Annotated in this window: 11 protein-coding genes and 1 tRNA gene; 7 read left to right on the forward strand and 5 right to left on the reverse strand. The window is 53.4% G+C overall.

The features are described from left to right. Positions 1 to 336: 336 nt before the first annotated feature. Both BCF53_RS07325 and BCF53_RS07330 read right to left on the reverse strand, forming a co-directional pair. A tRNA-Met gene (locus tag BCF53_RS07325) sits at positions 337 to 413 on the reverse strand. A gap of 113 nt (positions 414 to 526) precedes the next feature. Then, complete coding sequence (locus tag BCF53_RS07330; RefSeq protein WP_132700994.1) at positions 527 to 3,259, reverse strand: DUF349 domain-containing protein; 2,733 nt, start codon at positions 3,257 to 3,259, stop codon at positions 527 to 529. A gap of 137 nt (positions 3,260 to 3,396) precedes the next feature. Here BCF53_RS07330 and sbcB point away from each other — a divergent pair, with 137 nt between their 5' ends. Beyond that, the gene (gene sbcB, locus BCF53_RS07335; protein ID WP_132700995.1) at positions 3,397 to 4,956 is read left to right on the forward strand and encodes an exodeoxyribonuclease I; all 1,560 of its coding nucleotides are present in this window, start codon (positions 3,397 to 3,399) and stop codon (positions 4,954 to 4,956) included. 11 nt (positions 4,957 to 4,967) lie between these two features. Beyond that, positions 4,968 to 6,479 (forward strand): YiiX/YebB-like N1pC/P60 family cysteine hydrolase, encoded by a 1,512-nt coding sequence (locus BCF53_RS07340; protein WP_132700997.1) that lies wholly within the window; start codon positions 4,968 to 4,970, stop codon positions 6,477 to 6,479. 20 nt (positions 6,480 to 6,499) lie between these two features. On the opposite strand, the gene BCF53_RS07345 is transcribed toward BCF53_RS07340, so the two are convergent. After that, positions 6,500 to 7,243: an enoyl-CoA hydratase gene (locus BCF53_RS07345; RefSeq protein ID WP_132700998.1), complete on the reverse strand. Its 744-nt coding sequence runs from the start codon at positions 7,241 to 7,243 to the stop codon at positions 6,500 to 6,502. Positions 7,244 to 7,473: 230 nt separating this feature from the next. On the opposite strand from BCF53_RS07345, the gene BCF53_RS07350 reads away from it, so the two are divergent. The 4 genes from BCF53_RS07350 (at position 7,474) to BCF53_RS07365 (ending at position 12,082) form a co-directional block, all read left to right on the forward strand. After that, positions 7,474 to 8,985 (forward strand): fumarate hydratase, encoded by a 1,512-nt coding sequence (locus BCF53_RS07350; RefSeq protein ID WP_132701000.1) that lies wholly within the window; start codon positions 7,474 to 7,476, stop codon positions 8,983 to 8,985. Between the two features lie 367 nt (positions 8,986 to 9,352). Further along, positions 9,353 to 10,855 (forward strand): lytic polysaccharide monooxygenase, encoded by a 1,503-nt coding sequence (locus BCF53_RS07355; RefSeq protein WP_132701001.1) that lies wholly within the window; start codon positions 9,353 to 9,355, stop codon positions 10,853 to 10,855. A gap of 197 nt (positions 10,856 to 11,052) precedes the next feature. Further along, complete coding sequence (locus BCF53_RS07360; protein ID WP_132701002.1) at positions 11,053 to 11,472, forward strand: DUF4174 domain-containing protein; 420 nt, start codon at positions 11,053 to 11,055, stop codon at positions 11,470 to 11,472. 64 nt (positions 11,473 to 11,536) lie between these two features. Further along, a complete protein-coding gene (locus tag BCF53_RS07365; protein WP_132701004.1) occupies positions 11,537 to 12,082 on the forward strand; it encodes a dihydrofolate reductase family protein in 546 nt (181 codons plus the stop codon). Between the two features lie 39 nt (positions 12,083 to 12,121). On the opposite strand, the gene BCF53_RS07370 is transcribed toward BCF53_RS07365, so the two are convergent. Next, a complete protein-coding gene (locus BCF53_RS07370) occupies positions 12,122 to 13,435 on the reverse strand; it encodes an MFS transporter (protein WP_132701005.1) in 1,314 nt (437 codons plus the stop codon). A 168-nt stretch (positions 13,436 to 13,603) separates the two neighbouring features. Next, on the reverse strand, positions 13,604 to 14,491 hold the full coding sequence (locus tag BCF53_RS07375; RefSeq protein WP_132701007.1) for a DMT family transporter: 888 nt from the start codon (positions 14,489 to 14,491) through the stop codon (positions 13,604 to 13,606). 139 nt (positions 14,492 to 14,630) lie between these two features. Here BCF53_RS07375 and BCF53_RS07380 point away from each other — a divergent pair, with 139 nt between their 5' ends. Next, positions 14,631 to 16,310 (forward strand): vWA domain-containing protein, encoded by a 1,680-nt coding sequence (locus tag BCF53_RS07380; protein ID WP_132701008.1) that lies wholly within the window; start codon positions 14,631 to 14,633, stop codon positions 16,308 to 16,310. Positions 16,311 to 16,325 lie beyond the last annotated feature (15 nt).

Raw genomic sequence — 16,325 nt, forward strand, 5'->3', positions numbered from 1 at the left:
AAATCGAATAGATAAAAACTACAGACGAAAAAAACAGCTCATTCAGCTGGTTCTTTTATTTGGTAGCCGGTTGGTGCGGCATCCCGACCGGATTTTAATCCGGCCCTTAAACAGAAAAACCCGAAGCAACTTTCGCAACTTCGGGTCTTATTTGGTAGTGGGGTGCTGCGGCATCCCGATCGGATTTCAATCCGGCCCTTAAACGAAAAAAACCGAAGCAACTTTCGCAACTTCGGGTCTTATTTGGTAGCGGGGTGGTGCGGCATCCCGACCGGATTTTAATCCGGCCCCTAAACGAAAAAACCCGAAGCTGCTTTCGCAACTTCGGGTTCTATTTGGTAGCGGGGGCCGGATTTGAACCGACGACCTTCGGGTTATGAGCCCGACGAGCTACCAGGCTGCTCCACCCCGCATCAACTCGTTCTGATCAGGCCCTGTGCTTGTTGTTGCTCAGTGCCTGTCAACGGATGCGTATATTAATAATATTTCGGGCCATGTCAACTAACTTTTTGATTTATTTGGATTTTTACGCCAGCCGAATCTGCCGGGCCCGTTTCATCCGTGCTTCCAGCAGCTCATATTCGGCCTGTGCAACAGCGCCAATGGCCAGCCAGGCTGCCACCTGCTGATGAAAATCTGCAAGCTCGTTGGTAGCGCCAACACCATTGGAAAGCAGACTCACCTGCATGGCCATACGCTGGGCCGAATCTTCTTCCGGGCTGTCAGCTTCTGCCAGAATTTCCAGCTCGATGGTCTTGTCGTGCAGAAGCGCAAGGTTTTCCTCACTTGCCGGCAACTGCCAGGCATCAACCCGCTCGTTCAGGCCCTTTGCCTGCGCCGGTAGTTTAATTTCAGCCCAGGCTGCTGCATCGGCGCTGCCAAAGCGTGCCTGTTTTACCCAATCGATCACGGCCAGCCACTGAGCATCCTTTTCCATGCGGGCTTCCTTGGCACAGAGTTGCTCAAAGGTTTCGCAGGCTTTGTTGAACTGCGCATTAACCTTTTGCTGACGCGTGCGCGGTAAGGTACCCATCTGGCGGAACTGATCTGTCAATTCATTAAACTGGCTTTTGCCGGCTTTGTAGGGCGGCTGTTCAGCCAGCGCTTCAATTGCCGCGATAATCTTTTCTGCACTGACCAGGTTGGCATCTTCATCGGCCCTGACCCGCGAAGTTTCTTCATCCCGGCGGCCAAACAGCTCATCACAGACCGTGCGGAACTCTTTCCATAGCGCCTGCTCATCTTTACGGGCAATCATGCCGGCTTGCTTCCACTGCTGCTGCAGCGCTTTAGCCTGCTCAGTCGCTTCGCGCACATCTTCCTGGCTCAACAACTGCCGCGATTGCTCAATAATGCTTTGTTTGGCAGCCTTATGAACATCCTGCTGGGTACGCATGGCGTCAAACATCTTCTTATGCAGCGCATCGAACTCTGCCTGCACCTTCTTATTAGCCATGCGGTCGACCGGGGAATACTTGCGCCAGTCGTTGCGGGCAACCTGCAGTACCTGATCCAGCTCTTTTACATCCGGCTGCTGCCAGTTCACCAGGCCGCTGTAGGTTTTCAGCTGCTCGACCACTTCCCGGCGTTTTTCCAGATTCACTTCTCGCAGGTGACGCTGCTCTTTGAAGTACTCCCGGCATGGCTCATAGGCTTTATCGGCCAGTTCATGGAAGGTTTGCCACAGCTCCTGGTGCTTATCCTGCAGGCCACGGCTGAGCAGCTTCCACTCATCCTGCATTTCTCTGATGGAGTTGGAGCGCAGTTCCGGGTCTATGTGCTGGTCTACCAGCGCTTCCATACGTTTAATCAGGGCTTCCTTTTTAGGCAGCACGGCATAGGCTTGCCAGTCGCGCAGCTTTTCCAGAGCCTCACGGGTTTCTTCATACTGCTTTTTCACCCCGGCGTGGGCTTCCAGCTCGAATTTTTTGAGCATGTCTTCGGCACCATGAAACAAACCGGACGCGCGACGTAAATGCCCATCCGTTACCGCGGCAGTACAGCGACGCAGCTGACCTCGAATAGCGCGAACATGCTCTGCCTCTTGCGCCTGCAGTTCGGCCCGTTTTTCCTTCACGACTGCCAGTGCCTGTTGAATCTGTTCAAATATCGATACCGACTGCGTTTTCACCAGCCATGACAGCTCTTTGATAATCCCCTCAAGCTCGGCTGCCAAACTGAAAGCCTCGGTTGAATCAGTGGTTAACCGGGCAATTAACTGTTCTGTTGATTCGCTGGCTTCGACAAGTTTCAGAAACTTCGGCAGGGTTACCTCAATAGCCGTAGAAACCTGATGTAGCCGTTGATTATCAGCATCGCTGGCTTTCAGTTCAGCTTCAGACTCGCGCCATGCGTGCTGTGCCTGAAGCAATTGCTGCTGCAGTGCCGTGACCTGCTCTGCGGCCAATGGCTCCTGCTGCAGTGTCTGCAACAGGCTCTGGTTTAATTCATTCAGTAGCGCGGCGCGTGCTTCGCTGGCGGCGCTGTGGTCCGGTTCCGGCTCGGCTTCCGCATCAGCAACCGGTTCCTGAACAGCCTCTTCGGCCACTGCCTGCTCGGCATTCACCTGCTCGGCCTCTGCTTCTGCGGCGGCCTTCTGTTTTTCCGCATCAATCTTCTCGCGGACTTCCGCAACCAGCTGATCAAAACGTGCTGTTTTCTCTGCAGCCACATCGGCCTGCGCGTGCCACTGGTCAACCAAGCCTTTCAATTTAGCTTCGTACATGGGTTCCAGACTGGCTTTGGCGAGTTTTTCCAGGCCATCAAGAATAGCGACCTGCTTATCCAGTGCGGCCTGTTGCTGTTTCTTCAGTTCGGTAATGGCATCCAACTTGGCCTGAAGAATGCGGTACACGGCTTTATCTTTGCCGCGCGTCTGCTTGGCAAGGCTTTGCAACAGAGCTTCAGATTCAATATTTTCGGCTGCGGTTTTCTTTACTTTGGCGCTAAAGCCCTCTGTGACCAGTGCCTGCCACTGCGCTTCTGAAATGCTCGGAAGAGAAAGATCGAATTCAATGGCCACCATCAAACGGGCATCACCCTGCAACAGCCCGCTGGCTTCTTCGGCGGACCATTCTTTGTTGTCGATTTTTTCGGCCAGCTTGCGCAGCCGTTGTGCCTGTTCGCGTGGCTGGGCGGTGTTAATTGCCTCGACAGCCTGAGCCAGCGTGCCGGCGGGTTGCTGAACGATCGGTTGAGCAACCGGCTTGCGTTTAACGTCTGGGGTAGTCGCTTTGCGCTTAAAGAAATTCCTGAACATATCTCTTCTCCATATATACCTGACCGGTCTGCCGGGAGTCAGCAACCGGTGGAAACTGTAAAGTGGACCTTCAAAGAGTTAGCATACCCCGATAACTACCCGTGCGGAACAAAAGAACAGGGAGGTATTTCAGCAAAATGTCTGTTAACCCAACGCTACTGTGGTACGACTATGAAACCTGGGGTGCAAACCCCATGCGCGATCGCCTGGCGCAGTTTGCCGCTGTGCGGACAGACATGGATTTAAACCCCGTTGGCGAGCCTGTCGATCTTCTCTGCAAGCCTGCCGTTGATACACTGATCGACCCGGAAGCCGTCACCATTACCGGCCTTTCACCGTTACAGCTGAGTGAAGCCGGGCTGACAGAATGGCAGTTCGCTGAGCAGATTCATGAACAGATGTCAGAAAGCGGCACCTGCACCGTGGGCTACAACTCCATTCGCTTTGATGATGAATGCACCCGCTACCTGTTTTACCGCAACCTCTACGACCCGTACGCGCGCGAATGGAAAAACGGCAACAGCCGTTGGGACATCATGGATATGGTGCGCATGACCAAAGCGCTGCGCCCCGAAGGCATTGAGTGGCCGGTTAAAGAAGACGGCTCGCCATCGTTCAAGCTGGAGCACCTGACCGCTGCCAACGGCATTGCTCATGAACAGGCGCACGATGCCGTCAGCGATGTAAAGGCCACTATTGCCATGGCTAAGCTGATCAAAGACAAACAGCCCAAGCTATACGACTATGCCTTCTCGCTGCGCCAGAAGCGCGAGGTACTCAAGCATCTGGACACCATGCACCACACGCCGCACCTGCACTTCACCGGCAAGGTACCTGCGCTGGAGCATTGCATGGGCATTGAAATGCCGTTGATGATCCACCCGGACCGCAACAACGAAGTGATCGTGATCGACATTCGCAAAGACCCGAGATGGCTGCTGGAGCACAATGCTGATCAGCTGCGCGAATGGCTGTTTACCGCAACGGATCAATTGCCCGAAGGCATTGAGCGACCGCCGTTCAAAACCATTCATATCAACCGCAGCCCAATGGTGGCGCCCATGTCCCTGCTCGACGAGCCTGTGGCTGAGCGGCTGGGCATTAACCTGAATGATATTGCCACACACCGGCAGTGGGTTGACCAGCACCCGGACATCCTCAAACTGGCGCTCGATATATTCACCGCATCGCGCGAATTAACTGAACCCACTGACCCGGAGCATGCACTCTACAGCGGCTTTATTGATGATCATGACCGTGCCCTGCTGAACAAAATGCAGAAGCAAAAAATCGCAAAAGAGCACTGGCTGAATGAAACCCACAACCTGCACGACAGCCGCCTGCCGGAGCTGGTCGAAAGCATTCTGGCCCGGCACTTTCCGGACGCCCTGAGCGACGAAGACCTGAATGAATGGCAAAAACGCCGGCTACATTATTTAACCGAGCCCGATAATGCACAGGCGCTTACACCTGAAGCTGCGCTGAAAAAAGCCGAAGAACTGCTCAAAGCCGACCCCGAAAACACGGCGCTGGCAGAAACTCAGCAATATCTGCAGAATTTTTACGACTATTGGTTTGTCACAGTAAGAGCAAAATTCGACACTAATCCTGCTGAACCGAAACCAAACAGTGACAATATTCACACTGAAACTGAAGAGGATTCTGGCATTCTTAGCGACCAGCTCGATCTTTTTTAGGTACCGTTTAAATGACCGTTAAAAGCGCTGCATTTGCATTCTTTACTGTGCTCTGGTGCACATGCAGCTTTGCTAACCAACAGCAAACCATAGAGGCCATTGCCATACAGCGCGATGGCTTGTCCAATCTGCTGTCTTACATGGATCACCATTCCGAAATCTTTGCCCGCCCCAATGCCAGCAGCGAGCTGCTAAACCGTGCGCAGAAAGCACAGGTAAACGATGTTTGGCTGCTGTATCTCGATTACATGAGCAGCCTGAGCATGATTGCCGAACAAACCAGAGACTACCTGAAACTCGGCGGTAACGAACGCAAACAGCGCAAGGCGCTTCACGCACTGGCCTATAACGCTCACTACCGCTTTGGCATGGAGTTTATTAAACGCATCAAGGCCGACCCGGAGCTTATCAAGTGGCTGAACAGCGATGTCAACGAAACCGGCTTGCCAAAGAATTTCTTCAACCGTTTCACCCTGTCTTTTGTATCGGACTGGGCGACGGATAATTACGATCACTTCAACAATTCATTGCGGCTGACCGAGAGCCAGGACATCGCCGCCTTTATTGAGGCAGATATTGCGGCGGTTAAACAACTCAACCGCCGGTCAATGCTGGCGCAGGCCGATTTAAGCACAATGAACCAGACGCTCTACAACATCTATTACCCCATGCAGAAGTATGTTGCCCGCGGCATGGGTAAGGTCAAGCTCTGGCGCATCAACAAAACCCTGATCACCCAGGAGCAGGCGCTCGAATTCAGCCAGCAGATGGAGCCGGGCGACTTTTACTTCACCCGCAAGGAATGGCGGCTCACCAACGCCGGTATTCCCGGTTACTGGACCCATTCCGCGCTTTATATCGGCACGCCTTTCGAGCGTGAAACCTACTTCGATACCCCGGAAGTGAACGCCTGGCTGGCCGAAAAGGGCTTCTCCGATTTTGAATCGTTGCTGCTGGATGTCAGCCCAGTGTATGCCAGCGCCTCCGGCTACGATGAAAACGGTGTCTACCGTGCACTGGAAGTACTCGATGCCGGTGCACTTTTTAATTCCATTGAAACCTCACTCGACGCCGATGGCGCGGCTGTGTTCCGGCCACGGCTGAGCAAGCTGGAAAAGGCCAAAGCCATTTACAACGCCTTCTATTACGCCGGCCGGCCCTATGATTTTCACTTCGATTTCGACAGCGACAGCGCGCTGCTGTGCAGCGAATTAATCTACAAAGCCTACCAGCCAGCGGAAGACCAGCAAGGTATTGAGTTTCCACTCTATCAGGCGGTGGGCAAAAAAATGCTGACCCCTTCCGAAATGGCGCGCTGGTACGATGAAACCGAGGGTACCGACGCACAACAAATGGATTTAGTCATGTTCATCGATTCCAACGAAAAGGCAGGTGTGGCTTTTGTTTCCAGCGCAGAGGCTTTCACCGGCAGTTGGGAACGGCCAGACTGGTACATCTTCCAGCAGCCGTCCTATCAACCGGAAGACGAAGACCAACTGGCCTCCAATCAGGCCAGCAAGTAATACCGGTTGCGCATGGCCCACTATCCTCTGGCAAAAAAGCGCTGAAGGGCCTGCTGGCACTCCTTACTCTGCAACCGCTTGCGGAATAAATCCCCTTCTTCCTCGATAGTTTGCAGGGTTTTCGCCATGTAGGGCTGCTTGAGCAGGCGTTTGGTAATCTGCAGGGACTCGCGCGGCTGCTTTGCCAGCGTGTGCGCTTTCTGCCGTGCGGCGCTGAAGTATTGTTCATCCTTCAGCACCTCATTGATCAACCCGGCGGCTTTGGCCTCGAAGGCATCAAACACCTTTCCGGTCATCAGCCATTCAGCCGCCTTGCTATGCCCCACCCGCAGCGGCAGCAGGTAAGATGATGCGAACTCCGGTACCAGACCCAGGTTCACAAAGGGCATCTGAAAGCTGGCGCTTTCACCGCAAATCACAATATCGCAGTGCAGCAGCAGCGTAGTGCCAATGCCCACCGCATGGCCCTTCACGGCGGCAACCACCGGCTTGGGGAAGTCCGCCATGGTCTGCAGGAATCGGAATACCGAGCTTTCATCATCCAGCGGCGGGTTCTGCATAAAATCGACCAGATCGTTTCCGGCGGTAAAGCTGGCGCCCTTACCGGTAATCAATACAACGGCAACATCGGGGTTTTTGCGGGCATCGACCAGTATCTCTGCCATACGTTCATACATGGCAGCGTTAATTGCGTTCTTTTTTTCCGGGCGGTTGAACAGCATTTCCAGCACGCCATCATCCACCCGGGTAAGAATCTCATTCATATTGGGTTCCTTGTACAAGGCATTACATCAATTTAAACGATCGTTTGATTTTTGCAAACCAGCTTGGCATTTTTACCTGCACAACTCGATAAGCAAAAGGTCGATAATGAGCATTAAATGAAGCCACTCGTTCGACTATCGGCTGAGCAGCACGCAGATACGCGAGGGCGTAAACTGTTGTACACTTTTCGACAACTAAAAATTACAAACAGGACAACCGGGAGAGATAGATGACGTTGATTAAAACTGAAGACTTCGTACAGAGCGTAGCGGATGCTCTGCAGTACATTTCCTATTATCACCCGAAAGATTTCATCGATGCGGTTTATCAGGCTTACCAGCGCGAAGAATCACCGGCCGCTAAAGATGCCATGGCGCAAATTCTGATCAACAGCCGCATGTGTGCCGAAGGCCATCGCCCTATCTGTCAGGACACCGGCATTGTCACCGCCATTGTTGAAGTGGGTATGGATGTGCGCTTTGAAGATACCAGCCGCAGCCTGGAAGATATGGTCAACGAAGGTGTGCGCCGCGCCTACACCCATCCGGATAACATTCTGCGCGCCTCGGTACTGGCCGACCCGGACGGCGCCCGTACCAATACCAAAGACAACACCCCTGCCGTGGTGCATACCAAGCTGGTGCCGGGCAACAAAGTATCGGTTCAGGTGGCAGCCAAAGGCGGCGGCAGTGAGGCAAAATCGAAGTTCGCCATGCTCAATCCTTCTGATTCCATCGTCGATTGGGTGCTGAAAATGGTACCCACCATGGGTGCCGGCTGGTGTCCGCCGGGCATGCTCGGCATTGGCATTGGCGGCACCGCCGAAAAGGCCATGCTGCTGGCAAAAGAAAGCCTGATGGAGCCAATCAACATTCAGGAGTTGCAGGCCCGCGGTGCAAAAAACCGTGCCGAAGAGCTGCGCCTGGAGCTGTTCGACAAGGTCAACAAACTGGGTATTGGTGCTCAGGGTTTGGGCGGGTTGACCACGGTACTGGATGTAAAAGTACTGGATGCGCCCACCCATGCGGCTAACAAGCCGGTGGCGATCATCCCGAACTGCGCCGCCACACGCCATGTGCATTTCGATTTAGACGGCAGCGGCATTGCCGAACTGCCACAACCGAAGCTTGAAGACTGGCCGGAAATTGTCTGGGAAGCCGGCCCCAGTTCGAAGAAGGTGAATCTGGATACGCTGACCAAAGAAGAGATGGCGAGCTGGAAGCCGGGCGATACCCTGTTGCTTTCCGGCAAGATGTACACCGGCCGCGATGCTGCACATAAACGCATGGTGGATATGATCGACAAGGGCGAGCCATTGCCGGTCGATTTAAAAGGCAAGGTGATTTACTACGTTGGCCCGGTCGACCCGGTTCGTGAAGAAGTGGTTGGCCCGGCAGGCCCAACAACAGCCACGCGTATGGATAAGTTCACCGATAAGGTTCTGGAGCACACTGGCCTGTATGCCATGGTGGGTAAATCTGAGCGTGGCCCGGCCGGCATCGATGCGATTAAGAAGCACAAAGCCACCTACCTGATGGCCGTTGGCGGTGCCGCTTATCTGGTTTCTAAGGCCATTCGTGCTTCCAGGGTTGTGGCCTTTGAAGACCTGGGTATGGAAGCCATTTACGAGTTTGAACTGGATGAAATGCCGGTCACGGTGGCCGTCGACTGCAATGGCGAATCGGTGCACCAAACCGGGCCGAAAGAATGGGCCATTAAAATTGCAGCCAAGGAAATTTGAGCCACGTACTTCAGGAAAAGCCTGCCGGTTCAGGCAGGCTTAGCACTCCCCATAGCACTCATATGCGGCTTTTTGAGTCATCACCATCGTTACAGGTTATGGTCAAAACCAGCAGAATAAGCATACAAAATATCCATTTAAAAGCTGAGAACCACTCTTCAGATTTCACCTAAAAAGCCGGCCTCGTGCGTATTTTGTGAATCTCATCAAAACCCGTTTACGGACTCCACTACTAATCCATGCTGGAATACAACAACTTACCCATCAGTATGCGGTAAGCAATTGCCAATTGAAGTAACGAGTAGTGGCGCCCCATAAAAGCAAACCCGGCTCAGCAACCGAGGTTTATGGAAAGAGAGAGATTCACATGAAACTACTGAGATTATTAGGCCTGTACTTTATTCCAGTCAGCCTGTCCTTTGGCCACGGACTCATGGTTGAGCCTGCGTCGCGAAACGCGGTTTGCGGCCTCAACGAAAAACCGGATTCGGCAACATCAGAAGCCTGCATCGATGCCTTTGAAAATGATGCCAACGGTGGCTACCAGTTTATGAGCGTACTCACACACGCGGAAGGCCGGGAAGACGCAACCATTCTTCCTGAAAACGTCTGCGGCTTCGACAGCGAAACCTGGAACGGTGGTGCCACACCATGGGATGTCGCCACCGATTGGCCAACAACCAGCGCCACCGCCGGTGAGCTGGAAATCGTCTGGGATATCCAATGGGGCTCACACTTTTCCGATACCGAAGAGTTTCACTACTGGATAACCAAAGACGACTTTGTCTTTGATTCAAGCCAGCCACTTACCTGGGATGATTTTGAGGAAGAGCCCTTCTGTGCCGAATACTACGATGATGAAAATCCAACAGCCAACCCAAACATTGTTGCGGATAAATCGGCTGTGACCTTCACCACCACCTGTACCTTGCCGGCGCGTAACGGTCACCACGTTGTCTATGGCGAATGGGGCCGCAACGAGTGGACCTATGAACGCTTCCACGGCTGCATCGATTTAGGCTTTGGCGAAGATAACCTGGTTCCACCAACGGCTGAGTCTGTTGAAGTCACACTCGATCAGGACAGCTCCGCAGAAATCACTCTGCTCGGCACCGACAGTGACGGCACCATTACGCTCTATTCCATTGAAACCGAGCCAACTCAGGGCACACTCGCGGGCAGTGGCAACACTTATGTGTATACACCTCAGAGCGGGTTCTACGGCATCGACAGTTTCACTTACAGTGTGACAGACAACGACAACCAAACTTCCGCGACGGCGACGGTTTATATCACCATCAACAATACCGGCAACTCCGCCCCGGTCGCCGACCTTATCTACAGTAAATCTGGCCTGACGATCAGCGTTGATGGTTCTGGCTCTTCCGATGCCGAAGGCGATGCACTTTCCTACTCATGGGATTTCGGCGACGGCAGCTACGCCATCGGAGAAACGTCTACGCACACCTACAGCACTGCCGGCAGCTACGATGTTACCTTAACGGTTAACGATGGCGCACTCAGCGGCACTGAAGTCGTCAGCGTTTCTGTAACCGATACTCTGGCGAGCTCTTCTGAATGTGAATATGTGGTCACCAACTCATGGGGCACAGGCTTCACCGCCGAGGTCAGCATTATTAACAACGGTTCGGAAAACATTGATGACTGGGAAGTGAGCTGGAGCTACAGCGGTGATACCGTCATCACCAATTACTGGAATGCGGATATATCCGGTACCGGCCCGTACACGGCCTCGCCTGCAAGCTGGAACGCGACCATTTATGCCGGCCAGGAGCGAACCTTCGGTATACAGGGCAGCTATTCCGGTGATCTGGAAATCCCAGCCCTTGAGGGTGATCTATGCCCCTGAGCGATGGTTAACCTGGCTGACTGACTGATCATCCTGGTCTGTCAGTCAATCGCCCTGAAAAGCAGGCAGGCTTATAGCAAACGCCTTGCTTTTCAGGGCTTCAGGGGCCAGAGCTGAGCTTGTCATTTTGTAACTGAACTTTTTATTTCCCCGCCCCGTACTACCTTTATAACCCCAGCAAAGAAACGGAGGTGGTTATGAAACGGGTCGTGCTGCTGTTCGCAATTCTGTTGCCCTTCTGCGCCATTGCAGAGGAAGCCCCGCTTTCCGACATCAGCGAACTGCGCTGGCAAAACCGCATTATTCTGATGCTGGCAAACCAGTTGGATGAAGACGCTGGCCAAACCTTGCAGCATCATTCTCCCGACATTATTGACCGAGATATCATCTGGTTTATCTTTGATGACCACTCAACACAAACCAACTACCCCGGCTTGTTGGCTGATGACTTCCGCAGCAACACACTGGCGCGCTTCTTAAACCTGGAACGCGGCGTTTTACTGCTTGGTAAGGACGGCGGCCTGAAGGCGGTTTTACCGAGTTTAAATCTGCACACGCTGTTTAACACCATCGATGCCATGCCGATGCGCCAGTACGAACTGCAAAACAGAGTTTGAGCCACGTCAGCCCTGAACCTCCGCTACACTCAGGTTATAACAACCTGATTCAGAGGTTCTGCCTATGCGCACATCCGCCTTTATTGCCACCAGTCTGGATGGCTTCATCGCCCGTGCCGATAACTCAATCGACTGGCTGGAGAATGCCGATTCCGACGCCACCGAAGATTACGGATACGAAGCGTTTATCCAGTCCGTCACCACCGTCGTGATGGGCCGTAAAACCTTTGCCCGTATTCTGCAGTTCCCGGAATGGCCGTTTCCCGATCAGCGCGTGGTGGTGCTTTCCACCACACTGAAAAGCGTGCCCGAGGGCCTGAAGGATATGGTTCAGCTGTTTGGCGGCAAGGTTTCAGAACTGATGATTCTGCTGGAGTCCGACAGGGAAACCCACGTTTACGTGGATGGTTCGCGTGCCATCCAAACCTTTATCAAGGCCGGGCTGCTGGACGACATCACCATCACCACCATCCCTATCCTGATTGGCGAAGGCATTTCACTGTTCGGTGGACCATTGGCCAAAGACGTTCGGCTGGATCACATATCTACCCGCGCCTATAACAATGGCTTTGTACAATCGACCTACCAATTTAAAGTGAGCAGGTTATAACGCCCGGCTGCACAGGGCGTTCAGCCTTCTGCCCACGGCTCATTCGGTTTCAGGCAGGTGGCGCGCCAGCCAGACCCCAGCCAGCGCAATGAAGGCAAACAGCAGTACCAGTGCCGACATCGAAATAACCTGCGTCAGCAAGCCGAATACACTCATGGCCAACAGCATCAGCCCGATGACGGTATTACTGACCGCCACATAGCTGGTGCGCCTGTCGCCCTCTGCGATATCCACCAGATAGGTTTTCCGGCCAACGCGAATACCGTCGTGTGCGATGCATACCAGAAAATAAAGTACGCCCAGCAACGGTGAATACAGCGGTGATTGGGCAAAGTACAGATCCGCAATAAACAGCACCACACCAATCCCGGCACTGAGCGTGGCACCGATGATCATCACGCTTCTGCTGGAACGATCCGATAATTTGCCCCATACCGGGCCGGAAACAAAAGAAGCCAGGCCGCTGGCGAACATGAACAGAGCCAGAACCCACAGCGAGCTTTCGGTATTCTGCTGGGCCAGTATCAGGTAATAGGGCGCACTCAACGCCGTTGAAAGGAAAAGTGTACGGGTTAACACAAAGCGGCGAAAAACAGCGTCTGTTCTAAGCAACGATAACTGCTGCAGGGCTTCAAACAGGCCGTTGCGACCACCGCCGACTTCGCCCGCGTATTCCTGAATGCGACTGTAAACGAACGCCGATAACAGCCAAACCACCGCGGCTGAAAACAAGCTGACGGCATAAAACATCTCATTCGCCTGCCAGCCCCATGCACCGGAAACCGCCAAAAGCGCCGCAATGGTGACAGTGACCAGCCCGGCGGCACTGGTGGACCAGCCATTGGCACGGCCACGCTGATTCTTCGGCACGGTTTTGCCCAACACATCCTTAGATGCCACCGAATTCAGCCCGCGCGACAGGCTGAACAGCGTCAGCACAGCAATCACCGCCCAACCGGCTTTGGAACCGCTCATATTCAGCGTAATCAATGCCATCGCGAAGATACACAGCGCCTGCAACACACTGCCGGTTACCCATACCCACTTGCGAACCGGAAAGCGCCGAATGAAATGCGCAATGCTTAGCTGTGGCACCAGCGACCCGGCTTCACGGATTGGTACCAGCCAGCCGATCAAAAATAACGGTGCGCCGATACTCTGCATAATCCATGGCAGGGTCACCTTTGGGTTGATCAGAGCATCACCGAGCTTGGTTAAAAACTGGGCGTAGATAATGCGCATGAAATTGCCCGGCACTTCCTGACAGGCAGACTCCGGTATGGCCTTACAGGCACGGGCGTCTTCATCGTTAACCAGTTTTTCGTAGAGTGAATCGTGGAAATCAGATTTCATTTCAGTAGCGCGTCCCTGTCTCGCCGGCTCAAGATGAACGTTGATTGAACTAAATAAACGCGGTGAACAGAAGTTCAGATTCACTCAAGATTGATTTAATACGGGCATCACGATGAAAATAACGCTCATTAATCACTGACTGGCAGCTCATTAAACCAAGCCGGAAGCTTACAACGCCCGCCGTGCCCTTATACCGCCATAGACATTGATCAACGCACCGGAAATAATCAGCGCTCCGCCCAACCAGGTTGTCAGTACCGGCACCTCGCTGAACATCAGCCAGCCCAGCGCAACGGAAAACACCACCTGAATATAGGAATAGGCCGAGGCAACGCCGGCGTTCAGCGTTTTCATGGCCTTGGTCAGGCCAATCTGACCGGTTTGCGTACACACCCCTATCGCCACCAGCAAGAACAACTCGTAGAGGCTGGGCATCACAAAGTCATTACCCAGCAGCACCAGTGAAAGCGGGAACGCCATAAACGGGAAATAGAAAATAATCACTGAGCTGTCTTCACTGTTGCTGATGTGCCGCACGATCACATAGGCAATCGCACTGCCGGAAGCACCGACCAGGGCAATAAAGACACTGAAAATTGGCAGGTGCGACGTGCCACGCAGCAAAGCCTCGGGGCCAACAATCAACAACAGCCCCGCAATACAGCACAGAATGCAGATCAGGGTGGTACGACGAATCGTTTCGCCCAGAAACAAGAACGCCAGCAATGCAGTAAACACCGGGTGGGTGTACTGTAAAATGGTTGCCTCGGCCAGCGGCAGCGTGGTGATCGCGTAATAAACGCACATCAGCGCAACGGTACCCACCATACCCCGGGCAATCAGCAGCTTTTTATTGTTACCCCAAATGGAAATGCCTTTGCGCTTCACATCCAAAAAGCTGAGCACCAGAGACACCAGCGAGCGCGCCGCAACAATTTCAAAAACCGGAATGCCGTGCGTGCTGGCTAACTTCACCAGACTGGACATCACCGAAAAGCCCAAAGCCGACATCAACACATAACGAATGCCTGGCGGTACTTTTTGCAAAAAGGTCATTTAATTTCCTGACTAAAACGGAGCGGATGTGAACAACGAAGGCGGTAAGGATATCGGAAACCCATAAATTAAAAAGTTTTTACCCCCTTTTATCTTCCGAAACGTTAAAGGCCTGTAGAGACAACAACGGAGAATAACGATGAACACTCAGGCCATGATATTCACCACGGCACTGGCAATGCTGGTGAGCTGCGGTACATACGAAAGCAAACAGACAGCAAAAGCTTCGGCAGGTCAGCCGGAACCGACAACCGTAAAACAACCGGTTATTACCGAAACGGAACAGCTCAATGAAATCGCCGCAGATATAGCATCTGAGCGCGTGCTTTTATCACAGCCGATGCCCGTCAGCCAGGCATTGCCGGCCAGCAAGATGGCCTTTGTACAGGAGGCCACCCTGCCGCCGGAAAACCGCGAAAACTACGCCGAACAGCAGATTTCACCGGTCAAGATCACTCTCGATGAGCCCGTCAGCACCTTTTCCATAGATGTTGATACGGCCAGCTACACCAATGCACGGCGGTTTCTAACACAGGGGCAACTGCCCCCCGCCGAAGCGATTCGCGTTGAAGAGTTCATTAATTATTTCGACTATGAACTGAAAGCCCCGGGCAGCGCTGCCGAACCGATTCGGATCGAAACCGAACAGATGGCAACACCGTGGAATAAGAACACTCAGCTGCTGCGGGTATCGCTGCAGGCGTACCGAACCCGCATTGACGATCTGCCACCGATGAATCTGGTGTTTCTGCTGGATGTATCCGGCTCGATGAACTCACCCGATAAGCTGCCACTATTACAGCGCAGCTTTAACACCCTGGTCAACCAGCTGCGCCCGCAAGACCATGTCGCCATTGCCGTTTACGCAGGCAGTTCCGGAGTTGTGCTGGAGCCGACCCGTGGCGATAAAAAGACCGCCATCAACCGCGCCATCAATGAACTGCGCGCTGGCGGCAGTACGCATGGCAGCGCCGGCATTCATCTGGCGTATGACCTAGCGCAGGAGAACTTTGTTGAGGGCGGCATTAACCGAATCATTCTGGCGACGGACGGAGACTTTAACGTTGGCACCACCAGCATTGATGATCTGCAAAAGCTGATTGAAAAGAAACGCGAGCGCGGTGTGTTTCTCAGTGTTATTGGCTTCGGGCAGGGCAATTACAACGACCACCTGATGGAAGAGCTTTCCAACCATGGCAACGGCACCGCCTACTACATCGACAGCTTTCAGGAAGCTCGGAAAATCTTCGCGCATCAGCTGACATCGACACTGCAGACCGTCGCGAAAGACGTCAAGATTCAGGTCGAATTCAATCCGGCACAGGTTGCTGAGTACCGGTTAATTGGTTACGACAACCGAACCCTGAACCGGGAAGATTTCAATAACGACAAAATTGATGCCGGTGAAATGGGTGCGGGCCATTCGGTCACCGCACTCTACGAGATTGTCACCACCGACAGCAGCTTCCGTTTCAACCAGCCACTGCGCTACAAGGCAAGCACGCAGCACAGCGATAGCACCGGCAACGAACTGGCCTTTGTTCAGGTGCGTTACAAAAAACCGGAAGAAAGCCAGAGTGAACTGATGTCTGCGCCAGTGAACGACCGCAGCAATGACGAACCCTCCTCCAGCATGCAGTTGGCAGCTGCAGTGGCCTGGTTTGGTGAACAGCTGCGCGGCAGTTTATACCTGCAGAGCTACAGCAGCGGCGAGCTGGCCAATTTAATCAGCCCATCACTCAGCCGGGACGAATGGGGTTACCGCCGCGAACTACAGCAGCTGGTACACAACTACCAGACCATTGCCCAGCAGCCCTAGTAGTACAGGTTAAGC

Origin of the sequence: Reinekea marinisedimentorum (assembly GCF_004341165.1) — a bacterium.
Classification (GTDB): Bacteria; Pseudomonadota; Gammaproteobacteria; order Pseudomonadales; family Natronospirillaceae; genus Reinekea; species Reinekea marinisedimentorum.